General features: G+C 42.8%; 16 protein-coding genes, 2 pseudogenes and 1 riboswitch. Of the genes and pseudogenes, 6 read left to right on the plus strand and 12 right to left on the minus strand.

Translation table 11 applies throughout. The annotated features are described in order from the left end of the window. The 8 genes and pseudogenes from ACRRMM_RS15315 to ACRRMM_RS15350 form a co-directional block, all read right to left on the minus strand. Window positions 1-3,689, minus strand: a pseudogene (locus ACRRMM_RS15315) (amino acid adenylation domain-containing protein); the annotation flags it as partial. Window positions 3,690-3,842: 153 nt separating this feature from the next. Then, window positions 3,843-8,246, minus strand: a pseudogene (locus ACRRMM_RS15320) (amino acid adenylation domain-containing protein); the annotation flags it as partial. Window positions 8,247-8,387: 141 nt separating this feature from the next. Continuing rightward, window positions 8,388-8,480, minus strand: a riboswitch (cyclic di-GMP riboswitch). 367 nt (window positions 8,481-8,847) lie between these two features. After that, window positions 8,848-9,651, minus strand: a complete 804-nt coding sequence (locus tag ACRRMM_RS15325; RefSeq protein ID WP_282834079.1) for an ABC transporter permease — start codon at window positions 9,649-9,651, stop codon at window positions 8,848-8,850. Then, on the minus strand, window positions 9,644-10,513 hold the full coding sequence (locus tag ACRRMM_RS15330) for an ABC transporter permease (protein WP_282834077.1): 870 nt from the start codon (window positions 10,511-10,513) through the stop codon (window positions 9,644-9,646). The genes ACRRMM_RS15325 and ACRRMM_RS15330 overlap by 8 nt, the downstream gene beginning before the upstream one ends. Further along, window positions 10,513-11,604, minus strand: a complete 1,092-nt coding sequence (locus ACRRMM_RS15335; protein ID WP_025206726.1) for an ABC transporter ATP-binding protein — start codon at window positions 11,602-11,604, stop codon at window positions 10,513-10,515. The genes ACRRMM_RS15330 and ACRRMM_RS15335 overlap by 1 nt, the downstream gene beginning before the upstream one ends. 8 nt (window positions 11,605-11,612) lie before the next feature. After that, a complete protein-coding gene (locus ACRRMM_RS15340) occupies window positions 11,613-12,698 on the minus strand; it encodes an ABC transporter substrate-binding protein (RefSeq protein ID WP_428828765.1) in 1,086 nt (361 codons plus the stop codon). Beyond that, window positions 12,695-14,680 carry a hydantoinase B/oxoprolinase family protein gene (locus tag ACRRMM_RS15345; RefSeq protein WP_035703172.1) on the minus strand — a complete coding sequence of 662 codons (1,986 nt, stop codon included), beginning with the start codon at window positions 14,678-14,680 and terminating at the stop codon, window positions 12,695-12,697. The genes ACRRMM_RS15340 and ACRRMM_RS15345 overlap by 4 nt, the downstream gene beginning before the upstream one ends. Continuing rightward, window positions 14,670-16,739: a hydantoinase/oxoprolinase family protein gene (locus ACRRMM_RS15350; RefSeq protein WP_428828764.1), complete on the minus strand. Its 2,070-nt coding sequence runs from the start codon at window positions 16,737-16,739 to the stop codon at window positions 14,670-14,672. The genes ACRRMM_RS15345 and ACRRMM_RS15350 overlap by 11 nt, the downstream gene beginning before the upstream one ends. A 366-nt stretch (window positions 16,740-17,105) precedes the next feature. Here ACRRMM_RS15350 and ACRRMM_RS15355 point away from each other — a divergent pair, with 366 nt between their 5' ends. The 3 genes from ACRRMM_RS15355 (at window position 17,106) to comJ (ending at window position 19,882) form a co-directional block, all read left to right on the plus strand. Continuing rightward, window positions 17,106-17,534 (plus strand): NucA/NucB deoxyribonuclease domain-containing protein, encoded by a 429-nt coding sequence (locus ACRRMM_RS15355; protein WP_007498233.1) that lies wholly within the window; start codon window positions 17,106-17,108, stop codon window positions 17,532-17,534. Window positions 17,535-17,660: 126 nt separating this feature from the next. After that, window positions 17,661-19,358 (plus strand): methyl-accepting chemotaxis protein, encoded by a 1,698-nt coding sequence (locus tag ACRRMM_RS15360; protein WP_428828763.1) that lies wholly within the window; start codon window positions 17,661-17,663, stop codon window positions 19,356-19,358. 137 nt (window positions 19,359-19,495) lie between these two features. Continuing rightward, entirely contained in the window at window positions 19,496-19,882 is a 387-nt protein-coding gene (comJ, locus tag ACRRMM_RS15365) for a competence protein ComJ (RefSeq protein ID WP_428828762.1), read from the plus strand. A gap of 1 nt (window position 19,883) precedes the next feature. Here comJ and ACRRMM_RS15370 read toward each other — a convergent pair whose 3' ends face one another. Together ACRRMM_RS15370 and ACRRMM_RS15375 are read right to left on the minus strand one after the other, a co-directional pair. Continuing rightward, entirely contained in the window at window positions 19,884-20,690 is an 807-nt protein-coding gene (locus tag ACRRMM_RS15370) for an aminoglycoside N(3)-acetyltransferase (RefSeq protein ID WP_072367501.1), read from the minus strand. Between the two features lie 24 nt (window positions 20,691-20,714). After that, window positions 20,715-21,134 carry an Lrp/AsnC family transcriptional regulator gene (locus ACRRMM_RS15375; protein ID WP_039963300.1) on the minus strand — a complete coding sequence of 140 codons (420 nt, stop codon included), beginning with the start codon at window positions 21,132-21,134 and terminating at the stop codon, window positions 20,715-20,717. Window positions 21,135-21,249: 115 nt separating this feature from the next. Between ACRRMM_RS15375 and ACRRMM_RS15380 the strand changes: the two genes are divergently transcribed. Further along, on the plus strand, window positions 21,250-22,014 hold the full coding sequence (locus ACRRMM_RS15380; RefSeq protein WP_039963201.1) for an MBL fold metallo-hydrolase: 765 nt from the start codon (window positions 21,250-21,252) through the stop codon (window positions 22,012-22,014). A 46-nt stretch (window positions 22,015-22,060) separates the two neighbouring features. Here the strand turns inward: ACRRMM_RS15380 and ACRRMM_RS15385 are convergent, their stop codons facing one another. Continuing rightward, on the minus strand, window positions 22,061-22,390 hold the full coding sequence (locus ACRRMM_RS15385) for a YckD family protein (protein WP_007498247.1): 330 nt from the start codon (window positions 22,388-22,390) through the stop codon (window positions 22,061-22,063). A gap of 238 nt (window positions 22,391-22,628) precedes the next feature. Here ACRRMM_RS15385 and ACRRMM_RS15390 point away from each other — a divergent pair, with 238 nt between their 5' ends. Together ACRRMM_RS15390 and ACRRMM_RS15395 are read left to right on the plus strand one after the other, a co-directional pair. Next, window positions 22,629-23,444 (plus strand): transporter substrate-binding domain-containing protein, encoded by an 816-nt coding sequence (locus tag ACRRMM_RS15390; RefSeq protein WP_395947871.1) that lies wholly within the window; start codon window positions 22,629-22,631, stop codon window positions 23,442-23,444. A gap of 12 nt (window positions 23,445-23,456) precedes the next feature. Continuing rightward, window positions 23,457-24,134: an amino acid ABC transporter permease gene (locus tag ACRRMM_RS15395; RefSeq protein WP_008347854.1), complete on the plus strand. Its 678-nt coding sequence runs from the start codon at window positions 23,457-23,459 to the stop codon at window positions 24,132-24,134. A gap of 31 nt (window positions 24,135-24,165) precedes the next feature. On the opposite strand, the gene ACRRMM_RS15400 is transcribed toward ACRRMM_RS15395, so the two are convergent. Continuing rightward, the gene (locus ACRRMM_RS15400; RefSeq protein WP_008342056.1) at window positions 24,166-25,464 is read right to left on the minus strand and encodes an arsenic transporter; all 1,299 of its coding nucleotides are present in this window, start codon (window positions 25,462-25,464) and stop codon (window positions 24,166-24,168) included. Window positions 25,465-25,580 lie beyond the last annotated feature (116 nt).

Raw genomic sequence — 25,580 nt, forward strand, 5'->3', positions numbered from 1 at the left:
ATATGGAGCTCTGCGCCGGCGATCCACGTCGGGAACATCTCCCAAATGGAGGCATCAAAGCCAAAGCCGGCATATTTAGCGGTTCGATCTTGTTTCGTCACCTGGAAGGCATCATTGTGCCAGTAGGCGAGATTGACAAGAGACTGGTGCTCGACCATGACACCCTTCGGCTGTCCAGTCGTTCCAGATGTGTAAATCATATAGGCGAGATCCGTTGGTTTGATAGGAACCTGAATCTCGTGCGCTTCTCCTTCTACCGCCTCTTCTATGAAGAGAGTATGACCTGTGAAAGAAGGTGGTGCAGTGAGCTCTTTCTGAATCAGAAGGACCTCTGCCCCGCAATCTTCCAACATGTAGGCCATGCGCTGCGCTGGATAATCGGCATCAATCGGCACGAATGCCGCACCTGCCTTGAGCACACCGAGAACAGCGGCTGTCATCTCGAGCGATGGACGCGTGAGAATGCCGATGCGGTCTCCCGGTTTTGTGCCGCTGGAAATGAGTCTTGCGGCGACTGTATTCGCCCGGTTGTTCAGCTCTTCATACGTCCAGCTTGTGCCGCAGAAGGCAGCGGCTTTTTGATGAGATACTTCCTGCGACTTTGCCTCAATCAATGCATGAACCGTTTGATCTGTCGGGACATTTAGGATAGGGCCTGACCATTCATCAAGCAGTTTTTGCTGCTGCACTGGTGATAATAATTGCATCTGATCTAATAATTGATCTGGTGCTGACACCATTTGTTCGATCAAGTAAAGGAAATACTCCTTCCACTTCTCAATCGACGACCGTTCAAAGATAGAAGAATTAAAATCAAACACAAGCTCGATTTGATCGTCAGATTCGTTTCCAGTTAAGGTTAAGTCAAATTTCGCTATGTTCTCATTGAACGACTGGGGAATGATATCAAGTCCATCCATCGACAGGTCACGAATATCTGCATTTTCCATCGAGAACACCACATCAAAGATTGGATGGCGGCTTGTGTCGCGAACCGTTTGCACTTGGTCCACCAATTCTTCAAATGGGTAAAGTTGATGTTCATTTGCCGCTAACACAAGCTCATGAACTGTTGACGCAAATTGAGAAAATGTCTGGTGTCCTTCCGGTTTTGTTCTGAGTGCCAGCGTATTCACAAACATGCCGATGACTGATTGAATATCAGGATGAGTTCTGCCCACCACTGGAGAACCGATCATGATGTCTTCTTGTCTCGAAAGCTTGCTTAAAAGTGTACTGTAGCAAGCAAGCAGCACTGTATACGTTGTACCGTTGAGTGATCTAACCAGCTCATCCAATTGCGCTTTAAGCGCACCGTCTATAGAAAATTCGACGCGGCCCCCTTCAAACGTCTGAACCTTTGGTCTCGGAAGATCCTCAGGCAACGCCAAAACAGGCAGTTCTCCTTGTAATTGTTCCAACCAAAACGCCGCTTCAGCCTCTTTTTTCGCAAGAAATTCTTCACTGTTTGACCAAACCGCATAGTCCTTATATTGAATAGGCAATTCATCAAGTTCGTCTCCTCGATACAAGATCGATAGCTCATCAATTAAAATACCGACAGACGCACCATCTGAAATGATGTGGTGCATATCAATCAACAGATAATGAACACTCTCCGATTCAGACACAAGTCCCACTCTAAGCAGCGGCGCTTTTTCTACATCAAATGGACGGATAAAATCATTCATTAATTGCTGAATGTCTCGGCCTTCCCCTTCGATGTTTTCAATGTTCACAGAAACATTCGTTTCAATTCGCTGAACAGGTTCACCCTGAACGAAGTCAAAGCTCGTACGGAATGCTTCATGACGATGAACAAGCTGGTCAATGGCTTTTTTAAATCGTTTTTCATCAAATACACCTTCAAGCTTTAAAGCAGCTGGCATATGATAGCTCTGCTCGGCATCTGTCATTTTTTGCAGAACAAACAATCTTTTCTGAGCAGATGTCACTGGATAAAAAGCCGCTTCTTCCGCTTTCTCCACTCGTCTGATTTCAGTTCGATCTGTTTGATCCACCGCAAGGGCAAACGCCTCTAATGTGGGTGATTCAAATAATGTTTTCAACGTACATTCCACATGCATCTCTTCATAGAGCCTGTTCAACATTTTCATGCCGCGCAGTGAATGACCACCGCATTCAAAGAAATGATCACGTCTGCCGATTTTCGGAACTTCAAGAACTTCCTCCCAAATGTGTGCCAATATACGCTCTGTATCTGATTGAAGAGGGACGTATTCATTTGAAGCCTGCTCACTTACATCAGGTACCGGTAATGCTCGTCTATCTACCTTGCCATTCCCCGTTAGTGGCAGCTCGTCTAATTGCATGAAGAAAGCTGGCATCATATAAACAGGGAGTTCTCGTCCTGCTTGCTCACGTAAATCCGACAGCGGAACAGCACCTTCTGCTGTGAAATATGCACACAATGTATCATTTGATAACGCAATGACAACGGCTTCCTTCACTTGCGGATGCTGCAATAGCTGGTGTTCAATTTCGCCAAGCTCGATACGCTGACCTCGAATCTTGACTTGATGATCGATTCGCCCAATGAATTCAATATCTCCATTTGACAGCCATCGTGCGAGATCGCCCGTTTTGTACATGACTTCACCAGATCGGAAAGGATTTTCAACAAACTTTTCGCTCGTTAGTTCTGGCTGGTGATAATACCCCTTGACCAGTCCGTCACCTGCGACACAAAGCTCTCCAGCTACTCCCGGCGGCTGCACATGTCCAAACTCATCGACAATATAAACAGCCGTTTGACTCACCGGCTTTCCGATCGGAATCGACAGTGCTTGTTCTTCAATGTGATTCACCGGATAATACGTTGTGAAAATTGTGCTTTCAGAAGGTCCATACATATGAATAAGTTTGTCTTCTCCAACCGTTTCAAGGGCTGCCACAACATGCGGCACAGAAGCACGTTCCCCGCCAAACAGCACTTTTCTGACGTTTTTCAGGCTGCCTTTTTTCATATCAATCAATAAGTGAAATAGAGCGGTCGTGATCATTAAAATACTGACTTTTTCCTTCTCAATCGCGCCAGAAAGCTCATTCATATTTAAAATGTGATCCTTTGGCAAAACAATGAGTTTCGCTCCGTTTAATAAAGCACCAAACACATCAAACATAAATGCATCAAATACATAGTTTGAAATGCTCATCACCGTGTCTTCATGATGAATGGTGAGATAATTCGACTGCTTCACTGTTCTCAAAATGTTCCGGTGCGTCACCATGTTCCCTTTAGGTTTGCCTGTCGTACCAGATGTATAGGTTAAATTCGCCAAGTCCAAAGGCGAAACACATACAATTGGATTGCTCTCTGACTGCTGATCAACGGCTTGATCTTCTATTTCTATGATTTTCCCTTCAAACGCAGTAAGCACAGAACGATGACGCAGCACCTGATGGGTCAGGACAAACTGTGCACCACTGTCTGTCAAAAAGTGCTTGATACGTTCATCAGGGAAGTCAGGATCAATTGGCACATAGACACCGCCAGCCTTTAGCACAGCTAAAACGGACAGCACCATCTCATTAGAACGTTCAAAGAATAAAGCCGCTGTCATCCCTTTTTCAAAACCATGTTCGTGTAAATAATGAGCCAGCTGGTTCACTCTGCGATTCAGCTCTTGATAAGAAAGAACCTCATCCTTATATTGCAAAGCAGGCTGATGACCGTGCTGCTCTACTTGCGATTCAAATTGCGTCACAATGGTTTCTTCCACAGGATAAGGCGTAGGTAACGGGTTCCACATCTTCAATTGAGCCGCTGCCTCTTGTTCAGACAGTAAGCGGTATGATTGAATCGCTTGCTCCGGCACTTCGACCATCTGCTCCAGAAGATAAACATAATGCTTGAGCATCTGCTCGGCAGTACTTCGTTTAAATAACGCCGTACTGTAATCGAGAACAAAGGAAAGACCATGACTTGACTCTGTCGCTTGAAGTGTGAGATCAAACTTCGCAATATGGAAATTGGTTTCCTCAACTTCGACTTTCATCTCTCCAATATGCTGGGCTGTTGAATGATCTGGCGTTAGAGAAAAGACCGTATCAAATAATGGATGACGGCTAAAATCTCTTTGCACATTTAGCTTTTCAAGCAGCCGCTCGAATGGATATTGCTGATGCTCAAACGCCCTCATCGTCTTTTCCTTTACTTGCTCAATCAACTGCGTCATTGAACCGTTCGGATCTACCTCTGAACGTAAAGCAAGTGTTTGGACAAACATGCCGATCATGTCATTCAAATCTGCATGCACCCGGCCTGCTGTTGGCGTCCCCACCACAAACTCCTTTTGACCTGTGTATTTCGCAAGCAATGTATAGTAAGCAGAAAGCAACACGGTATACAGCGTCGTATGATGATTCGCTGCAAGCTCCTGCAAACGGCCTGTTAACGTCTCATCGATGTTCCTGAGAACGCGATCTCCAGCGAAAGACTGGACAGCCGGACGCTGATAATCAGTTAACAGCTGCAAAGCAGGGATATCTCCTGAAAATTCTTTCAGCCAGAATGCTTCATCTATTTGACCGCCTTGCTCTGCCTGTTGTTCTTGCCAAACAGCATAATCTTGATATTGAAGCTTCAATGGCGCTTTCACTAATCCCTCATATGCGTCAGACAGCTCACGCAGCATCAAATCAATTGAAAGACCATCTGAAATCAGATGATGCATATCGAAATAGAGAAGATGCTCCCGGTCATGTAAAGACTGTAGACCAACACGCAAAAGCGGAGCCTGCTCAAGATAAAAAGGTCGGACGAATTGACGCATGTTTTCTTCCATCGTACTGCCTGTCACCTGTTCTATTTGAAATGGGACGGATGAAGCTACCCGCTGACGAGGGACTCCTTTGACTGTATGAAAAGAAGTGCGCAGCACATCATGACGTGCGATCAGTTTTTCAAAAGCTCCCTCCAACTTCTCTCGTTGCAGCGTTCCTCTTAATTTCACAACGGCAGGCATATGATAGGCGATGCTCTGCTCCAGCTGAGTCACCATATAAACACGCTGCTGCGCTGGTGACAGTGGATAATCGGCGGCAGTCGGTGCTTTCGGTATGACCACTTGTGAAGACTTTTCCGCTTGTTCAATATAAACAGCAAGTGCTGCAATCGTTTGCTGTTCAAATAAAACAGATAAAGGGACCTCCACTTGAAAAGCCCGCTGAACGAGTGTAAGAACTTTCATCGCTTTGAGTGAATGCCCGCCTATGTCAAAGAATGAGTCGTACACACCTATGTTCTCTTGATGAAGAACGTCTTCCCACAAACGAACAAGCTTCGTTTCTACATCGTTTCTAGGCGCTACATAAACAGCACTGACAGCCTTATCTCCTTTTAATGCAGCAAGCGCACGCCGGTCGACTTTCCCGCTAACTGTCAGTGGAAATGCCTCAAGCTGCTTGAAATAAAGCGGCATCATATAAGCTGGCAGCTGATGTTTGATAGCGGCTTGCAGGGTGTCCACGGAAAGAAATTCTTGTCGTGCTTGATAGTAAGCACTTAAAGCCTTTCCACCGTCCGGTTCATCCACGACAAGCACGACAGCCTGATGGACTCCGTCTACCTGCTCCATGACTGCCTCAATTTCACCTGTTTCGATGCGGTAACCTCTTATTTTTACTTGGTCATCTATTCTTCCAAGGTAATCAATTGTGCCGTCTGGAAGCCATCTCACTACATCACCTGTGCGATACATCCGGTCTTCAGGAAAAAATGGATCTGGTCTGAATGCCTTCTCCGTCAATTCAGGCTGATTCACATAGCCCCGTCCAACTCCGATTCCCGCAATGCATAGTTCTCCCACAGCTCCCTGCACCTGTAGTTGTTCATGTTCATTTAAAATATAAATCCGGTGATGGCCCAGTGGCTTTCCAATTGACACATAGCGCTGTTCTGGTGACTTCTGCATCTCACTGAGATCTAGACGGTGAACCGCCGCATCCACACACGTTTCTGTCGGACCATACACATTCCACAAGGCAAAATCCGGCTGGCTGACACGCACAGCTTCAATCAGCGCCTGTGCTGCTTTCGCAGGGAGTGCTTCTCCCCCAGTCAGCATATGAGTCAGTGCAAGCCCATCCAAATCAGCTGCAAGTAAAAGTTGCACATGTGCTGGCGTTCCATCTGTTGCCTTAATTTGATGTTCTTTGTAATAAGTCGCTAGCTGTACACCGTTTCGTGTCGTTTCTCTTGGCACAATATGAAGCGTATGTCCAAATAAAAGAGCAGCAAAGATTTGTTTAACAGATGCATCGAAATGGAATGGTGCAAGAAGTGCCACTTGAAGCTGATTTGCCCCCTCATACACTTCGTGATGCAGGGCATGAACCAAATGATGCAGCTGAAGATGCTCGATCATCACTCCCTTCGGCTTTCCAGTCGTACCCGATGTATAAATGAGATAAGCCAAATCCTGTGATGTCGTCTGATCGATCAGCTCAGGCAGCGGACGATCTTCTAATTCCATATGCTGCTGGACAATCATTTTTTCCGCAATGGATGAATATCGCTGAACAAACGATTCTTCTGTTAAAACGATAGAAGCACCAGAATCTTCTACAATAAATTGAATGCGTTCCTCAGGTAATGCCGGATCGATCGGTACATATGCACCGCCAGCTTTTAATATCCCAAAAATGGCAGCCATCGCATCTGCCGTCCGTTCCATTAAAACGGCAACTGGTACATCACGCGAGACACCTTTCATCTGTAAAAATCGTGCCAGTTTGTCCGCTTTTTGATACAGCTCTCCATAAGTGAACGTTCCATTTTCCGCTACCACAGCTGCCCGTTCTGAATACGTTTTAGCTACCTCATCAAATAAGTGGTGAACTGGTTTCGCTCCTGGTAAATCAAATGCTTCTCCCTTAGATAATTGAAGCAGCTGCTTTTGTTCATCTGCTGGCAGTAAAGAGAGAGCCCCAATCAGCTGATCTGGCTGAGAGACTGCCGCCTCCAGCAAAATGATCAATCGATCAAACAGCTTACTCATATCGGCTTCACTAAATAGATCTGTACGGTAATCCAAATCAATGGTCAATGTATCTGTATCCCAGCGGTCTTTCACATGAATCGATATATCATTCATTCCGCTTCCACTAAAAATCGGCTCCGTAATGAACGAAAGATTCTCTTTTTTCTGCCACTGCATGACCTGATACTCTAAAGAAATATCAAACAGGCGTCCTGTAAATCCATCTCTTTCCCTTAAATCATTCATGAGCACATTGTAAGGATATTTTTGATGACGCAAGATCTTCATCTGATCCGCCATGACTTGCTTCACGAAATCAAGAAACGTGAGGGATCCTTGCACAGATGCGCGCATCGGAATGGTCGACACAAACATCCCAATCATCTTTTTTTCCTTTGCATTTGTCCGATTGCCCATAAAAGTGCCAAGGACCACATCCTCCATGCCGCTAAATCGGTGCAAGTAAATATAGACAGCGGACATAAACATAGAAAGCATACTGACTTTCTCTTCTTCACAAAAGACTCGAAGCTTCTCCTTTAAAGAATCAGGAATATCCCTTGAAAATCTCTCCGCATGTAAGCTCATCTCGTAACCTTTATGCGGTGTTAAAGAAGCGAAATCTGGAATATTGGCAAATTGCTCGTTCCAAAAAGCTTGGTCTTTCTGAAAACGTTTAGAAGATTCATACGTTTGCTCACTCATGATGTGATCAACGAAGGAAATGTCTTCAATTGGGGAGATGTCTGTCCCCTGCAGCATGTCATGGTATAGATCAATGATTCGGTTTCCCATCAAGATAATTGAAATACCATCAGCCACAATATGATGTGCTTTACAGAACAGCCAGCACTCTTGATCACTGATTTGAAAGACCGTAAATTCAATTAAGGAACGGTCAATCAGTTCCATCGGCTCACGAATCTCCTCGTTCGCCCACGCTCTGACTTCCTTTTCACTCCAGCCTTTCACCAAACGAATCGGCTGTTTTTCATATGGCTTGATATATTGAACGGGCTCCTCCTGCTCATGTCGATACACCAGCCTTAAACGAAGAGAATCAGTTTCACGAATGTACGCTTGAAGCACATCCACGATCAAAGAAGGATTTAGACCTGATACCGATCTTAACTTGGCAAACCCACCCAAATTAGAAATACTTGTGCCTGGATAAAATCTTTCCGTGTAGAATACTCGCTTTTGCGCATGTGTTAAGGGGTAATAAACTGTACTCATTCTCATCCTCCGCTCTTCTATGTTTTCTCCACCAACTGTGATACCCTGCACCCTCTATATCAAAAGAACCAAGTCTATTTCATTAAAATAGACGGAATAACAGAAAAGGAGCCCACCCCGAATAAAACGGAGGGACTCCCATTTTGATTCGGTAACCTGCCGACCATAGTAAAAAAGCAACTTTTACCTTAGGACATGGCTTTGCGTCTCTATGTTTCCATAGATTTGCCTTTTTCTTCTTTTCTTTTAGATATTTTCTATTTACGTCCACTTTATATGAAATTATTGTTTTTTTCACCGAAAAATGGGTGTAAAGATTCATGCGTTATGCCGAAGGGATCACATCATAATTTACGATATTTACCGAAAATAACTAATAATAGTTGCGTTCCACCGAAAATAAATGACCAATTACCGCAAAAATTTCATGTTTTTCCTTAAATTTTTCAAATATGACCGAAAATGTAGGAGAGAGGTCTCCTATCACGCCTCGCATTTTCTTAAATCTTAAGAACTATATTCCCTAAAACTTTGAATATTTTTACCATAAAAACAATACAAAAAGAGCTGTCATTTCAAATGACAGCTCCTTGTTTCTTCATTATATTTACATCACCTTAGACAGACCAATCGTTTTCTCAATAATGAGCAACGCAATGATAGAAATGATAATAAATATGACAGATATCGCATTGACACTCGGATCAAAAGTTTGCTCAATGTAATTAAACGTCCTCACGGGAATCGTAATGGTTTGAGGGGAAGAAACGAACAAACTAATCGAGATTTCACCAAATGATGTCACAGCAGAAAACACCCCACCTGCGATAATACCAGGCTTGATCAAGGGCAGTGTCACACGAAAGAAAGTACGTATGGGCCCTGCACCAAGATTCATGGAAGCTAGCTCAAGACGTGGATCAAGATTTGAAACACTGACACCCACGGTTCGTACCACATAAGGAAAACCAATGATGACATGCCCAATGACTAATGCCCACAAAGACCCTGTAAAGCCCATAGCCGTAAACAAATACAGCATCGCAATCCCTAATACTACCTGAGGAATCATAAGAGGTGACAAAATAAAGGCTTGAACAGCTTCCTTTCCCTTAAAGGAAAGCCTTGCTAAAGCATAAGAAGCCATCGTTCCTAAAAGAACAGTAAGCGGCGTCACAATCAATAACAGAATCACGCTGATACGCAAAGATTCCATCCATTCTGGATTCGACACGACCTCATGAAACCAGCGAACGGAAAACGAAGTCGGCGGGAATTCAGGAAAAGCATTCGGACTAAAAGCAGAAAGAACAATGACAAGAACAGGTACGGTTAAAAAGAGATAAACGAGTGAGCCTGCGCTCCATATCAGAACCGAAAGCAAACGGTCACCTATTGATTTTTTACGCATGCATCCTCGCCTCCCAACGCTTCAATAAATAGCTTAATAGACTGACGACCGCTAGCACACAAATCAATAAAGTAAAGGACATCGCAGCGGCAAGAGGCAAATTATACACCTGCATGACCTGCTGATAAATGGACAGTGGCAAGAGCGGTTGCATCCGTCCGCCGACTAGCAGAGGAGTAATATAGCTTCCTGCTGCAAGTGAGAAGACAATAATTGCTCCGGTGATCATGCCTGGAATCGTAAGCGGCAAGGTCACATGAAAAAATGTCCGAATACGACCAGCACCAAGACTCATAGAAGCCGGTCTTAAGTGAAGGTCCATATCAGTTAAGCTCGTTGCAATAGGCAGCACTGCAAAAGGCAACATCACTTGAACATAAGCAATAATGACCGCATTCATATTCCACAGCATCGATAGCGGTTTCTCAATCAGATGTAAATCGATCAGCATGCCATTGATCAAGCCATTTTTCGAAAGAAGAACGATCCATGCAAATGTCCGAATGACGACACTCGTCAAAAGCGGCGATACAAGTAAGATATAGAAAAAAGCCCGCAATCTTGGGTGAGGTGCTTTCACTAGCACATAAGCTGCTGGATATGCCATCAATAAACAAATCACCGTTGTCTGTAAGGCCACCCACACAGTACTTCCAATTGCTTTCACATATGCATCTGTCGTAAATACATGTAAATATTGAGACAAACTATAGGATTGTAACGTATTCATCATCGAATCCACATCACGAAAACTGAGGACAAACATCATCACAAGCGGAGCAAGAAGGAATACAACTAGAAACAAACAAGCTGGCAGCAGCATAAACCAATGAAAGCGCTGATTCTTTTTTTTGATTCGCATCACGCATGCACCTTCGAATCTAAGAACACAATATCTTCAGGCTGCCAATGAATATGCACAGTTTCTCCAACTTGAGGCAGCTCGGGAAATGCTGCGTCTGATGCATGGACAATGATTTCACCTTGATTAAGCCCAACGACCAAACGTAAAGAGTGCCCAATATAACTGACATCTGCCAACACGCCTGTGACATGATTTGGCTGAACTTCCTCCCCGACAGAAGATAACTTGATTCTCTCAGGACGCAGCATGAGTAAATGCTTCTCGCTCTTCTCTTTAAATGCGGCAACTTTTAGCTGAACTTGCTTCCCGTTTGATTGAATGAAATGTGGAACAGTGTATGTGGAAGTAACTTCATCATATTCCGCTTCAAATAGATTGACCTGTCCGATAAATTCAGCAACAAAACGATTATTTGGCTGACGATATACTTCTAAAGGTGTCCCAATCTGCTGAATTTTCCCCTCACCTAATATCCCAATTCGGTCGGAAAGACTTAAGGCTTCCTCCTGATCATGCGTCACAAGAATAGTCGTAATCCCGACATTCCGTTGAATATTTCGCAGCTCCGTCTGCATATTTTTTCTTAGTTTTGCATCTAAGTTACTGAGTGGTTCATCCAGAAGAAGAACGGCAGGCTGGATGGCAAGTGCCCGTGCAATGGCGACCCGTTGCTGCTGACCTCCACTTAATTGGTGCGGCATACGTTTGGCAAATGACTCTAATTGAACAAGAGACAAACTCTCCATCACCTTTTGCTTGATTTCCGCCTTCTTTTTCTTTTGAACCTTCAACCCATATGCAACATTATCAAATACGGTGAGATGTGGGAAAAGTGCATAGCTTTGAAAGACCATCCCCGTTTTTCTTTGATAAGGAGGTAAAGTCGTCACATCCTGATCACCAATATAGACGACTCCTTTTGTCGGTTCTAAAAAACCACCAATGATATTGAGTAAAGTTGATTTTCCGCAGCCACTAGGGCCAAGAAGGGAGAAAAACTCTCCCTCTTTTACCGTAAGACTGACATCATCAAGAGCAATCTGCTCGCCAAAATGCTGGCTGATATGTTCTAAATTGATTCCACTCATGCGATCACCTATTTTCCTCCGCCTAATACTTCATTCCATCGATTTGTCCATTGACCGAGCTCCGAAGTCGCTGTTTCGTAATCTACCCAAGTCAGCTTGCTATAATAATTTTCGCCAACCTTCACTTTCCCCTTAATTTTGTCTCCGTATTTCACATCAGAATTCGACATGCCATAGTAAGATTTTTCTGAGAAGGCTTCTTGAGCTTCTTTCCCGCTAAGGTAGTTTAATAGCTTATAAGCCGCTTCCTCATGCTGACTTCCCTTTGCTAACGCCCAGCTCGCAACTGCTGCCACAGCGCCTTCTTTCGGATATGAGAATCCAATATCCATCCCTTCTTCTTCAAGTGCAAATGCTCGGCCATCCCAATATGGAACTGCCGTCACGTCACCACGTTCTAACAGCGTTTGAATAGACCCTGGGTTATCAGGAAAAGCAGCTACACGCCCTTTTAATTGTGCGAGGCTTTTAAATGCTTTATCAATATCCTTAGGATTTGATTCTGTCCCTCCTTGAGCATGGACAAGTGCAGAGAAAAATTGTAAGCCCGCTGAATAAGTTGGGGAAGAAATCGCCACTTTCCCTTTCAGCTGATCGCTCCATAAATCTGTCCAGCTGTTTGGCTCCTGTTTGACAAGATCTTTTCTATAAGCAATTCCAAGCTGTCCCATACTAAAGCCTGCTGCATATTGTTTTCCATCAACAGTGAGTTTCTTTTGAACAGAACGATAAAGCTTTTTCACATTCGGTGCTTGATCTTCATCAATTGGCGCAAGAACGTTTGCCGCAATACCTCTTTGAATCGTATCAGGCTGTAAAATAAGCAAATCATACGGTGGATTTTTACCATTAGATGCTTTTAATTTTGTAAACCATTCAGAATCTGCCCCAGAGACCGTTTGTACTTTAATGCCTGTATCCTTTTCAAACTTTTCGAGGATTGGCTTAATATTCTTTTCCCAATCCCCTCCGTAGACACCAACGATCACAGTCTGCTGCTGTTTACTTTGGTCCTGCCCATTTCCACCGCATGCAGACAGCAGTATCATGATGGATAGGACACCTGCAAATATGATCATTAATCTTCTTTTCATAATTCGTTTCCCCCTTTTTGTTGATTCAACTGATGAAGTGCTTGAATAATATCCATCTTTGTTAACGGTTCTTGTCTATGACTAAAATGAGAATGAACCGCATGTTTATAGTGCGTACGCTCATTTGCTGGGTATGAACGAAGCTGCACAGCAAGCTCACTGCTGGCTTCGTCCGTCCACACTTTCTCATAAGCTGCTCTTTGTTTTCCAAAATCCCAAGCGACAGCATCAGCATCATTCATCTTTTCACGAAGCCTGCTCGTCTGTTCGTCATCAATTTTCCATTCATTATGATCTCGATAGACTTTGACGCCATATTGCTGAAGTGCTCTTTCTTCACTTAATAGCCCTGCTTCCACTTCATGAAGGACTTTTTCTTTCGTTCTAGAAAATGGATTCCCCCATCCTCCTCCACTTGGTGAAACCAATTGAACAATATCGCCTTTTTCAAGACGCATGACATCAATTTTCGGCTGGTTTTGTGTCTCCCCATTTGGTTTGGTCAATTTCACCTCACCAATTGCTCCTGCACGTCCGCCCATTAACCCCCAAGGTTGAAACTTCATTCGTTCCATTCCTCGTGCCGTCACCATCGATTCTGGCTTGATCATTTCAAATTCTAAACCAATTGCATGTCCCCCTCTATGTTCCCCTGCTCCACCTGTGTTTGGCAGCAGTTCATATCGGTGTACATGAATATCAATATGCTGTTCCAAGCTCTCAATGGGTGTATTTTTTAAAAATCCTGACGAATGATCAATTCCATCTACTCCATCAGTCCCTTTTTGAGCACCGCCGCCTCCGCCTAACGGTTCGACCACAGACATTTTTCTGCCTCCTGTTTGATCATCAGGAACAGAGAGAACGACGATAGCGGATTGACCTGCACCTGCCGCCGGCACTGCTTCAGGCAACAGCTTACCAATAGCACCTAGCACGACATTATACAGTCTCATTGTAATGGAATGCCGAATACCGACAGAAGCCGGATATTCTGGATGGACAAGCGTTCCTTTAGGTGAAATCACGTCTATCGGATACGTAATCCCACCATTAATCGGAATAAAAGGATCTTTACTAATGATGTAATTGATCAACCCTTGATACAAGAAGGAGTGCTTTTGACCATTGGTGACAAGATTAAAAGCTGTCTTAACTTGCGGGTCACACTCAGAGAAGTCCAGTGTCAGCTGTTTCCCTTTGACCGTCAGCTTGATCTTTAATCGGATCGGCACGTCCGAAATCATATCATCATCCAAGTAATCAGCGAATTCACTCGTTCCATCAGGGATGGCTTCAATGACTTTTCCTGCGCGATCCTCTGCTTGCTTCAGCAGATCAATCATTCCTTGCTTCACTTCGTTTTTTCCAAATTTCTCGATCATTTCTTTTAGTCTGATTTCTGCTGTATTAACAGCGGCAATCATCGCATTAATATCGCCATCATTTAAATGACTCGCCCGGCTATTAGCTCTTAAAAAGGTACGAACAACCTGATTCTCTTTTCCACCTTCATAGATTTTCACTGGTGGAATTCTTAATCCTTCCTGATGAACATCTGTTGCAGTTGGAGAAATGCTTGAAGGGACAAGACCTCCCACATCACTTACATGAACAAAAGACCAGGCATAACTGACAATTTCATCTTCTATAAAAATAGGTTTGATGATATGAACATCTGGCAAATGAGTCGCTAAACCGTCTGTCGTATAAGGATCATTTGTGATGATAATGTCACCCGGCTGCATTGGTCCGCTTTCTTCAATCGCTTTTTTGAGACTCAGCCCTAAAAAGATCGTGACACCGACTGTTTTTGGGTAAACAAAGAAATCTCCAGAAGGTGTGGCTAATGCTGTGGCAAAATCCGCTGATTCTTTTACGAATGTTGTAAAAGATGTCCGCTCAATGACATGTCCCATACCTGATGCAATCGCATTAAAATAACTCCTCATCATCTCAAGCTTTGCTGGATCAGTTCCCATGTAAAGCCGCCTCCCTTGAAATCACCAAGTTTCCTGAATGGTCTATGCTGCCTGCCCAGTTTGGCAAAATCAATGTTGTCGTATCATCTTGCTCAATGATGGCAGGTCCTTTCACAACAGCACCTAATGACAAATTACTCCGATTGTAAACAGATGCTTCGTACTCTTTTTCTTCTATAAAGATTCGTCTGTATGATTGTGGTATTAAAGGCTGTCCACTGCTTTCATCACCAAGAGAGAAAGGCAGTGGAGGCGTTTCCCCTATAACCCGAACTCGCAAATGAGTAAATTCAATGTTCGCCTGATCATCTCTATGGCCATATTGACGCTCATGCAGGTTGTGGAAAGCTTCAATCAGGTGATAGACGTCTTGTTCCTGCTTTAGCCAATCCACCGATAATGGCAATTCAATCTCAAATGCCTGCCCTTGATAGCGGGCATCTGCTAATAACAAAATGGACGTTTGTTTGATATGTTGAATGTTTTGCTGGCTGAACCAATCCGTTGCTTTGCGTGAAAGCATTTCATAATCTTGTTTTAATTCGTCCATCGTATAGTCTTGTAAGCAGATTTTCTTAGACAACACAGCATCATGGATAAAATCGGCTGTAAGTGCACCTAGCGCACATAATGTTCCTGGACTTGGAGGGACGACCACATTTTTCGCATGAATTTCTCTCGCAAGGAAATTCGCGACAACAGGTCCTGCCCCGCCAAATGCCAACAAACTAAAATCTCTAGGATCAAACCCTTGCTGCTCCATGACATTGCTTAGTTCTGTGTACATATTGGCAACAGCCACTTGAATCAACTGGTCAGCCGCCTGTTCGACCGTTTTATGAAGCTGATCAGCAATTGGCTGAAAGGCTATTTCCGCTGCAGACCGCTGCAATTGTAAATGTCCTCCGGCAAACCGTTCTTGATTGAGGTAACCGCATATGAGAAATGCATCGGTTAAAGCAGCTTTTTTTCCCCTTCCATACGAAGCAGGTCCAGGCTGCGAGCCAACTGATTCCGGTCCTGCTTTAAGAAGCCCGCCTTGATCAAGCCATGCAACAGAACCTCCGCCAGCCCCTATCGAATACATTGCAACAGATGGAAGAATGATCGGAAATCCTGAAAGCTGATTCGATTGAGCCATTGTAGGCTGCCCATTTTGAATGATCGAGATATCTGCACTTGTGCCACCAACATCAAACGTAATTAAATTGGGTTCATTTGCAGAAGTTGCAATTCTTGCTGCACCAATTACACCAGCTGCCGGGCCAGAAAAAAGTGTTTTAACGGGTGAAGTAGCTGCACTTTCTGCATCCATTAAACCACCATTTGATTGGGTAATGTATGGAGAAATTGGTACACCTTCTTCTTTCAAGCGGCTTTTCAATGTTTGTAAATATTGTTTGACCTTTGGTTGAATGTACAAATTGACAACAGACATCACTGTCCGCTCATATTCCCTCATTTGGGGCCATAATTCAGAAGACGTCAGGACTTCTAATTGTGGGTAATGGTGATGAATATAGGCTTTAGCTTGTAATTCATGAACTGGATTCTGATAACTATGTAAAAAAGAAATGACAATGCCTGCTAGTTTTTTAGACATGACCTGCTGGACAGCATCATCTAATTGCTGCAGTTGGAGAGGTTTTTTGATCGAACCATCGTGTATGAGCCTTTCAGAGATTGGATATACATGTTTTCGTGGTATCAATGGTTCTGGCAATTGAGAATTGAAGTCATAAGGAATGGGTAGACGTAAACGCTGTAATGACAAAATGTCTTGAAAACCTTCCGTTACAAAAAGGGCTAAATCTGCTCCCTTTCTCTGCAATAATGTATTAAGACCGATTGTCATCCCGTGTACGAGATATTGTATTTTGGATAAATCGACACCTCTTTCTTTTAGAAGTTTCAGCCCATTGATAATTCCTTGAGCTGGGTCATCTGTCACTGTAGGTGTCTTGAGTTCAGTCAGCTCCCCTGTCGCTTCATTCATCAGCGATAAATCAGTAAATGTTCCACCTATGTCTATTCCGAGCCGATAAGAGACATCCGCCATTTGTACTTCCCTCCTGCAATGTAATTGGAATCATATTTTGATAAATTACGACATTTTTTGATATTTGACTCCATATTATTAAAGCATATCGGTCTAGTCAATTTTATTTTTTTGAAATTTCTGTGTGTTAAAATCTTGAAATTAGCCTAAAAACCAATCATAAAGCCATTTTGCATCAGCATATATGTTTTTTGAGCAGCAAAATTAAATTTTTATGAGTTTGTACAACGAGGAAAAGAGCATAAACAGGTAAAAAACGTTTTTCGAACTTTAAAAGACGTTTTTTCAAAACGAGGAGAAATTGGTAAGTAATTCTGCTATACTTCTGTTTACAAAATACGCTAAAGAGAAAGAGAGCTAGCATCTATGAAACTTCTTAAAACCATTCTCTTGCTTTTATTGATTGTCATTGGTATAGCGACAGGCTATGTCCAACTAGGGCAACATAAACAAGAGACGACAAACTCTTCTTATGACAAAACCATTCACTTTCCATCAGATCGATATCCAGAAACCGCGAAGCACATAGAAGAAGCTATTGACGAAGGTCATTCTTCCATTTGCACCATTGATCGAAAAAATAGTGATGAGCAAAGAGACAAATCACTTCATGGCATTCCAACAAAGCGTGGTTATGATCGTGATGAATGGCCAATGGCGATGTGTAAAGAAGGTGGAGCAGGGGCTTCTGTCAAATATGTACGTCCTTCGGATAATAGGGGGGCAGGCTCTTGGGTAAGTCATCAATTATCAGATGATCCTGATGGCACAAGAATCCAATTTATTATCGAGTAGCACGATCTTTCCTTTTTTCATAACAAAAATTTCTGTGTAAGTGCATTCACGTATATCAAACATTTTTTTCATGCCGATAATCTTTAAGGAGGGATACCCTACCTTATACCTAAAGGAGTAAAAAGCATGAAGAAAAAAGGAAAACTGAGGCTTGGCGCCAAAATAATGCTGATCTTTTTAAGTGTCCTCATCGTATTTTCAGCAGTGGTTGGTTATGTAGTGAACCGCGAAATGACAGAGAACATTAAGCAAATGGCCACCGAAAAAGCAAAAGGCGATCTAAAGCTAGGATACGCTTACCTAACTGAAAAGGTTGCTGGCTCGTGGCAGATAAAAGATGGCAAGCTTTACAAAGGAAATACTCAAATCAATAACCATGACACATTGGTTGATCAATTAGCCGAATATACTGGTGATACAATCACGATTTTCCAAGGAAATACCCGTGTTGCCACAAATGTCATGTTAAACGGGAAACGAGCTGTAGGAACCGAAGTCTCACCTGAAGTAAAGGCCGCTGTTTTGGATAAAGACGAGAATTATTACGGAACAGCCAATGTTGCCGGGAAAGACTACCAAACGGCTTATATGCCCATCAAAAATGATACAGGGGAAACGATTGGTATTTTCTATACCGGTGCAAATCAAAGCATGATTTCACAAATGCTTCAGTCTTTCTTTATTCAATTTGTCACGGTTCTACTGTTAAGTTTAATTGTTTCTGTTATCATTATTTCTATTTTCACAAAGCGGATTCAGACACGTCTCAAACATATGGCATCTGCTATTAAGAGTGCAGGCGAAGGAAATTTAACCATCAACGTGACAGATCACACAGGCGATGAACTTTCTGAGCTGGCAGGTCACTTTAATAAGATGCGTGAGAAATTAAATCAAACCATTTTAAATGTGATCAAAACATCTGAATTAGTAGCCACCTCTTCTGAGGAGCTGTCAGCTAGCGCAGAAGAAACGAGTGCAGCATCAGAAAAAATTACCCATACCATTCAAGAAGTCGCTCAATCGTCTGAACAGCAATCAGCCCAAATGACAGCTAGTGAGCACACGATGAGACAAGTATCTAACGAGCTAGTAAACATCACTGAAAATGCGGGACAAATGGCAACAAGAAGCCAATCCGCACAAGAAATGGCCCAAAAAGGTGTACAAAATATCGGTGAAGTCAATTCACAAATGACATCTATTGCAAAATCAATTGAAGAGAACGGTACAGCAATTCAAGCGCTAGAAACACGTTCAGCCGAGATTGATCAAATTTCCAAAGTGATTACAGATATCGCTAACCAAACTAATCTACTTGCTCTTAATGCGGCCATTGAGGCAGCACGCGCAGGTGAACACGGAAAAGGTTTTGCCGTTGTGGCAGACGAAGTGAGGAAACTCGCAGAAGAATCGCAAACATCATCCAACATGATTTCACATCTCATTTCTGAAATACAAAAAGAGATGAATCATTCGACGAGTGCCATTAAACGAGTACGAGAGGAAGCCGCTCAAGGGGCTGTTCTTATATCTCATACAGAGGAATCATTTATTGACATTCAGCAGTCAATGAAGGAAATGGCAGATGGCATTAAACATTTATCAGATGCATCCCAAAAAATCGCAGCTTATACAAATGATGCGAAGCAGACCTTTGCCTCTATCACAGAAGGCGTTAAACTGACGAGTGAACATTCACAACAAGTAGCAGGTTTAACAGAAGAACAATTTGCAGCAATGGAAGAAGTAACAGCTTCATCAGAGGCTCTTGCCCATTTAGCAGGAGACCTAAAAGAAATGGTTTCGCAATTTCACATCTAGATCCCTCAAACAGTAGCGCAAGACGGCGACAATCGTCTTGCTGCCTAACATTCTCTTCAATTATCATACTTTCAAACATTCACTTTTCAACATGATCGCCAGCTGGACAAATTTTATGAATAAAGGAGCTAATCTATATGAATGATTTAAATCAAACGTATCCCTTATCTATCTCCTATCACCAAATCACCGTATACACTGGAAGCACGACGCCACCTGTGATTGATTGGACAGATGACGATATTCTTCAAGGATTCGCAACTGGGGATCGAGGTATTTCTTTTGAAGGCATCAATAACGGAAAGGCTTCTATTATCGTGACATTAAACAGCCATGAGCCTCCATCATTCGTTGATAGAATCATCACAGTGCCATTTACTCATTCAAGTGATCAGGTTTATCTGACAAGCGTCATGGCACAGGTACTGTCTTTCTCCATTCCAAAAGGAGACTATCAACTCACCTGCTATATTTCTGAGCACCCTGATCAAGATCTCTATTATGTTGATTTTCAGACTGCTTAGATCACGCCTGGTCGTACTGCTCAAGCCATTTTTCTGCAAAATCGACTGATTCTCTCATCGGCAATAAATACGAATTGGCTAGCCCGATTTGACTGTGGTTATAACGACATCCTGATTGTAAAAAGTCACGACCAATCTGTTCAAATAGTTCTTCTCTTGTGATGATATCTTGATACTCTTTCCACACCCTCCAACCATTCTCTAAAATGGGGGCCCCTCGTGTCATGAGGTCTTGCTGTGAGATTCGATATTCAGCTAAGTGAAAAGCTGTCACACTCTCGAATGACGTGCCAATTAGCAGCACTTTTGCATCAAGATCGTACATACGTCCAAGAGGTGAATTTTCTCCTAAACCATAAGGAAGCGCATGGTGTTTCAACACTTCATCTTTCCTTTTCCCCCAGGCGGTGAATGAGAAATGAGGATGATTGCTTCTTTCTACGCCTGGGTATTTCCAAAAGGTCTCCGCTACCTTTCCCATTGCTGTTGGAGCTGTGTAAGCCGGATCAAATGCAGGCATCGTGTCTTTGATCGGTTTCCACCAAGAATAAGGAACAGGCGGATTGATCCAATCAGCAGGATCAGACAGCTCTAATGTTTGTGCCGGCATAATCAGTGTTCCTTCATCTGTTAAAATATCCATCATAGCTTGGATAACGGCTATAGCTCCTCCATTCACCCAGCCAATAGATGACAAGGATGAGTGGACACATAAGATCATGCCCTTCCTTACACCAAGTTGAACCAAATCCGCTTTGATTCTTTCCTTTGTGATCGGTTCAGCCTGATGTTCAATTAATCTTTTCATCGGTTATTTCCTCCTGCGCCTCATCTATTCTTGATGAGTGAGACGTTTCACAGCGATAGACAATTTATAATTTGCATGCTTTGTTAGCTCCGTTAAAAATTGATCAAGCTCATCATGACTGGAGAAATGTCCTTCAGCCATATAACAGCCCTCTCCACTTATTTTAAACAGGTTTTTGATTTCTTCCTTTTGATGGAGAAACGATAAAAGCGGTTCATGATCATAACTTCGGGTAAAGAGCTGCAAAAATGTTTGGATGTTCTGCTGTGTCCGCCAGTTAATTGAAATGGTATAGGCTTCAATAATCCCCTCTTCTTCAAGCTTTATAACTCTATTTTTAGCAGCTTGACCGGTTAAATGGACTTTTTCACCAAGTGCTTTCATCGTCAATCGGCTATTCTTTGAGAGTTCTTTTAATATATCCATATCTGTTTTGTCTAGCATTGGCTCACCTCTTTCAAAAATCAAGTCTTTCCGCTGAAAGACTTTCATGATCCTCTGTCACATGAGGCTCTTTTAATATACTGTAAACTTAATGAGAAAAAAAGGAGGCCTTCTAATGAAAATAACACTCATTCGTAATGCTACTTTATACCTTCAATATGGTTCGTCAACATTTTTAATCGATCCCTTTTTAGCAGCAAAAGGAACCTATCCACCGTTCCCGCATACTGCCAATCAACATGTAAACAATCCAATTGTTGAGCTGCCTGCAAACATTGATTTGGACAAGATATTACAGCCGGATGCTGTCCTGCTTACTCATTTACATGTAGATCACTTTGACGACGAGGCAAAAAAGAGATTAGCTCAGACTTTGCCGATCTATACTCAATCAGAGAAAGATCGCACGGAAGTAAAAGAAGCTGGATTTCAGCATGTTACATGCATTGAAGATGAAATGGATGTTTGCGGTGTTCATATCAAACGAACTGGCGGGCAGCACGGGACAGGAGAAACCGCTAAACGGATGGGACAAGTGAGCGGTTTTGTTTTCTCTCATCCTGATGAGCCTACTCTTTATATTGCAGGAGATACCATTTGGTGTGATGAGCCGAAAGAGGTTGTGAATACATGCCAGCCAGATATTATTGTGGTCAATAGTGGGGCTGCCCAATTTTTAGAGGGAGATCCCATTACGATGACAAAGGAAGAGATTGTAGACATTCACCATACTCAACCACAAGCTCAAATCATCGCCTGTCACCTTGAAGCCGTGAATCATTGTTTATTAACAAGAGCGGCATTAACATCTTACATTCAAGAGAATCATGCAGATCAGGCCATTTTTGTCCCTCAAGATGGTGAGACGCTGACCTTTTAACACATAAACAATAAAAACCGGCACCTTGCTGCCGGTTTTCTTGAACTTATGGTCGATGGTGCTGTGGTTTTTTTAGTAATGGAACAAACCCGTTATTTTTTAAATGATTGTAATGTTCATCCATTCGTTTTGTGATGTGCGTGCCTTGTTCCTTCGTTAACACACCATACTGAACGTATTTTTCAATCACTTCTTTTCGTTTAGACAAAATTTGCTGTTCAAGTACTTCAATTTGTTTTTGTTGCTCTGTCGTTAATTTTACTTGATGCGTGACGGGGCGCTTTTCCATTTGGGGTGTTTCTCCATGAGCCGTATTCACTTGAAAACCAAATAATATCACCATCGTTAGTATGATCAAACCACTTGTTTTTTTCATCTCTGTCGTTCCCTCCTTTATACGATTTTAATTTGCGCATCCTTTCCTTTTTTATACATTATTCACACCGTCAAATTGCACATAATATTCTTACTTTTTCGCTTTTCATCTGAAAACGTTGTCCTAACTGAAAAAGCGTGCTATGTTTTGTTTTGTATAAAAAATAGAGGAGGATTCTTAAATGAGTCGTTTTTATCATAGAAAACCTATATGGGTGCTGCTTGTTGTGTCTGCTCTCATGCTTGTCATGTCTGCTTGCAATCAATCAGGCTCACCTCAGTCTGGAGAATCAAAGTGGGATCAGATTCAAAAGAAAGGGAAAATCGTGGTCGCTACTTCAGGCACTTTGTATCCTACGTCTTACCATGATACATCGAACGGCAAGGATCAATTGACTGGCTATGAAGTGGAAGTCGTCAAAGAAGCATTTAAGCGCCTTGACGTAAAAGTAGAATTTAAAGAAATGGGTTATGACGGTATGCTCAGTGCCATTAATTCAGGTCAGGTGGATGCCGCTGCAAACGATATCGACATCACAGATGACAGGAAAGATAAGTTCGCCTTTTCAACACCTTATAAATACTCATATGGAACCGCTATCGTCAGAAAAGATGATCTGTCAGGTATTAAAACGCTAAAGGATTTAAAAGGAAAGAAAGCAGCAGGTGCTGCAACGACTATTTATATGGATGTTGCCCGTAAGTATGGTGCAAAAGAAGTCATCTATGATAATGCCACAAACGAGCAATATTTAAAGGATGTTGCAAACGGCCGTACAGATGTCATTTTAAATGACTACTACTTGCAAACACTGGCGCTTGCTGCATTCCCTAAGCTAAATATTACGATCCATCCAGACTTAAAATACATGCCGAATGAACAAGGGTTTGTGATGAAAAAAGACAATACAGAGCTTCAAAAAGAATTAAATCGTGTATTAAAAGAGATGAAAAAAGATGGAACCATGAAAAAGATTTCAGAGAAATTCTTTAATCATGCTGACGTCTCAAAGAAAATTGATGTTGATGTCGAAGATGTCGACATTTCTAAATAAGGAGCCGCAGCCGTGGGAGATATTCATTTAGAATATATCTTTAATCCTGCACTGGCAAAAGCGTCATTTCCATTTGTCATGAAAGGCATCTGGCTGACGCTGCTCATTTCTTTTGTGAGCATGTTTTTTGGTACGATTCTAGGCTTTTTTATTGCCCTTGCTCGAATGGCAAATACATGGTTCCTTCGGCTGCCTGCACGGCTGTATATTTCATTCATGCGTGGGGTTCCCATTCTGGTCATTTTGTTTATCCTTTATTTCGGATTCCCTTACATCGGCATTGAATTTACAGCTGTCACTGCTGCTATTATTGGATTCAGCTTCAATAGTGCTGCATACATTGCCGAAATTAACCGGGCGGCTCTCTCCTCTGTTCCTAGTGGTCAAGTGGAAGCCGCCAAATCACTTGGTCTCAGCTATTGGCAAACGATGCGCGGAGTCATTTTGCCTCAATCCGTGCGCATTGCACTGCCGCCCCTGACCAACGTCATGCTTGATTTAATCAAAGCTTCCTCACTAGCAGCAATGATTACTGTGCCCGAACTCTTCCAGCAAGCAAAAATTGTGGGCGGAAGAGAATTCGATTATATGACCATGTATATATTGGTTGCCTTGATTTACTGGGGCATATGCAGTGTGGTCTCATTGCTCCAAGACTTTTTGGAAAAACGCTATGCAAAATATCTATAACAACAAAAAGCAGATCCGGTGGATCTGCTTTTTAATGTATCAACCATAACCACACATACAACCCCAATAACGTGATGATCAGCGTCGGTATGGTTAGAATGATTCCAGCTTTCATGTATGCCCCCCAAGAAATATGCACACCTTTTTTCTTCAAGACATGAAGCCACAGCAATGTCGCCAATGAACCGATTGGGGTCATTTTCGGACCAAGGTTTGAGCCGATGACGTTGGCATAAATCAGTGCATCTCTCATCACACCTGCTGTATCTGTGTGACCGATGGCAATCGCATCAATTAAAACGGTTGGGAGGTTGTTCATGACAGAGGATAACACGGCTGCCAGAACCCCCATAAACATCGTTCCCGCAAGTAAACCGTGTGACGCCCCCTGTTCAATCCATGCCGCTAAAATTTCTGTCAGGCCGACATTTTTCAGCCCATACACCACGACATACATGCCGATAGAGAAAAACACAATCGACCACGGTGCTTCTTTGACGACTCGTTTTGTCGCCACTTGTGGACTCCGTTTCGCCAGCCATAAGAAAGCAATGGCAATGCCTCCTACAATGATTGACACCGGAATGCCTGCCAATTCCCCAGCAAAATATCCAACAAGCAAGCATCCTAACACATACCAAGATAACCGGAACATGCGCAGATCACGAATGGCCGAAGCTGGTTCCTTCGCCTGCGAAACATCGTACGTTTTCGGTATGAGTTTCCGATAAAACACATACAACACAAGCATACTAGCGCCAAGCGATACAAGGTTTGGGACGAACATGTTTGCTGTATATTCAAGAAAGCCAATATGAAAATAATCAGCTGAAACGATATTGACCAAGTTACTAATGACAAATGGCAAAGACGTCGTATCTGCAATAAAGCCGCTTGCCATGACAAATGGCAGGATCATACGCTCATCCAGCTTCAGCGCTCTGACCACAGATAAAACGATCGGGGTTAAGATAAGTGCCGCTCCATCGTTGGCAAAAAAAGCTGCTACCACAGCGCCGAGCAATGTTAAATAAATAAACATGCGGACCCCGTTCCCTCTTGCGGCTTTTGCCATATGAAGTGCCGCCCATTCAAAAAAACCAATCTCATCTAAAATCAATGAAATGATGATAATTCCAATAAATGCAAAGGTGGCGTTCCAGACAATTTGGGTAACTTCCCATACATCGCCCAAATGAACGACCCCAAAAGCAAGAGCAAGAATCGCTCCCCCGCACGCTGACCATCCAATGGTTAAACGTCCTGGCTGCCAAATGACAAGGACGAGGGTCATGATGAAAATCAAAATGGCCAAGGTGACTGATCCCAAAGGTGGCCCTCCTTTCACTTTCCTCATAAAATCTTTATCTATCATACAACGAAATAAGGCAATTGTATGCCATTTTATGATCTCGCATAAAAATCCGCAGGTCATCCTTTGCACCT

The organism is Bacillus sp. XT-4 (assembly GCF_050864245.1).
In the GTDB taxonomy this organism is placed as follows: Bacteria; Bacillota; Bacilli; order Bacillales; family Bacillaceae; genus Bacillus; species Bacillus altitudinis.

Coding starts and splice junctions, on each gene's coding strand:
- ACRRMM_RS15325 (WP_282834079.1), bottom strand. CDS start 9,651: ATGCGTAAAAAATCAATAGGTGACCGTTTGCTTTCGGTTCTGATATGG.
- ACRRMM_RS15330 (WP_282834077.1), bottom strand. CDS start 10,513: ATGCGAATCAAAAAAAAGAATCAGCGCTTTCATTGGTTTATGCTGCTG.
- ACRRMM_RS15335 (WP_025206726.1), bottom strand. CDS start 11,604: ATGAGTGGAATCAATTTAGAACATATCAGCCAGCATTTTGGCGAGCAG.
- ACRRMM_RS15340 (WP_428828765.1), bottom strand. CDS start 12,698: ATGAAAAGAAGATTAATGATCATATTTGCAGGTGTCCTATCCATCATG.
- ACRRMM_RS15345 (WP_035703172.1), bottom strand. CDS start 14,680: ATGGGAACTGATCCAGCAAAGCTTGAGATGATGAGGAGTTATTTTAAT.
- ACRRMM_RS15350 (WP_428828764.1), bottom strand. CDS start 16,739: ATGGCGGATGTCTCTTATCGGCTCGGAATAGACATAGGTGGAACATTT.
- ACRRMM_RS15355 (WP_007498233.1), top strand. CDS start 17,106: ATGAAACTTCTTAAAACCATTCTCTTGCTTTTATTGATTGTCATTGGT.
- ACRRMM_RS15360 (WP_428828763.1), top strand. CDS start 17,661: ATGAAGAAAAAAGGAAAACTGAGGCTTGGCGCCAAAATAATGCTGATC.
- comJ (WP_428828762.1), top strand. CDS start 19,496: ATGAATGATTTAAATCAAACGTATCCCTTATCTATCTCCTATCACCAA.
- ACRRMM_RS15370 (WP_072367501.1), bottom strand. CDS start 20,690: ATGAAAAGATTAATTGAACATCAGGCTGAACCGATCACAAAGGAAAGA.
- ACRRMM_RS15375 (WP_039963300.1), bottom strand. CDS start 21,134: ATGCTAGACAAAACAGATATGGATATATTAAAAGAACTCTCAAAGAAT.
- ACRRMM_RS15380 (WP_039963201.1), top strand. CDS start 21,250: ATGAAAATAACACTCATTCGTAATGCTACTTTATACCTTCAATATGGT.
- ACRRMM_RS15385 (WP_007498247.1), bottom strand. CDS start 22,390: ATGAAAAAAACAAGTGGTTTGATCATACTAACGATGGTGATATTATTT.
- ACRRMM_RS15390 (WP_395947871.1), top strand. CDS start 22,629: ATGCTTGTCATGTCTGCTTGCAATCAATCAGGCTCACCTCAGTCTGGA.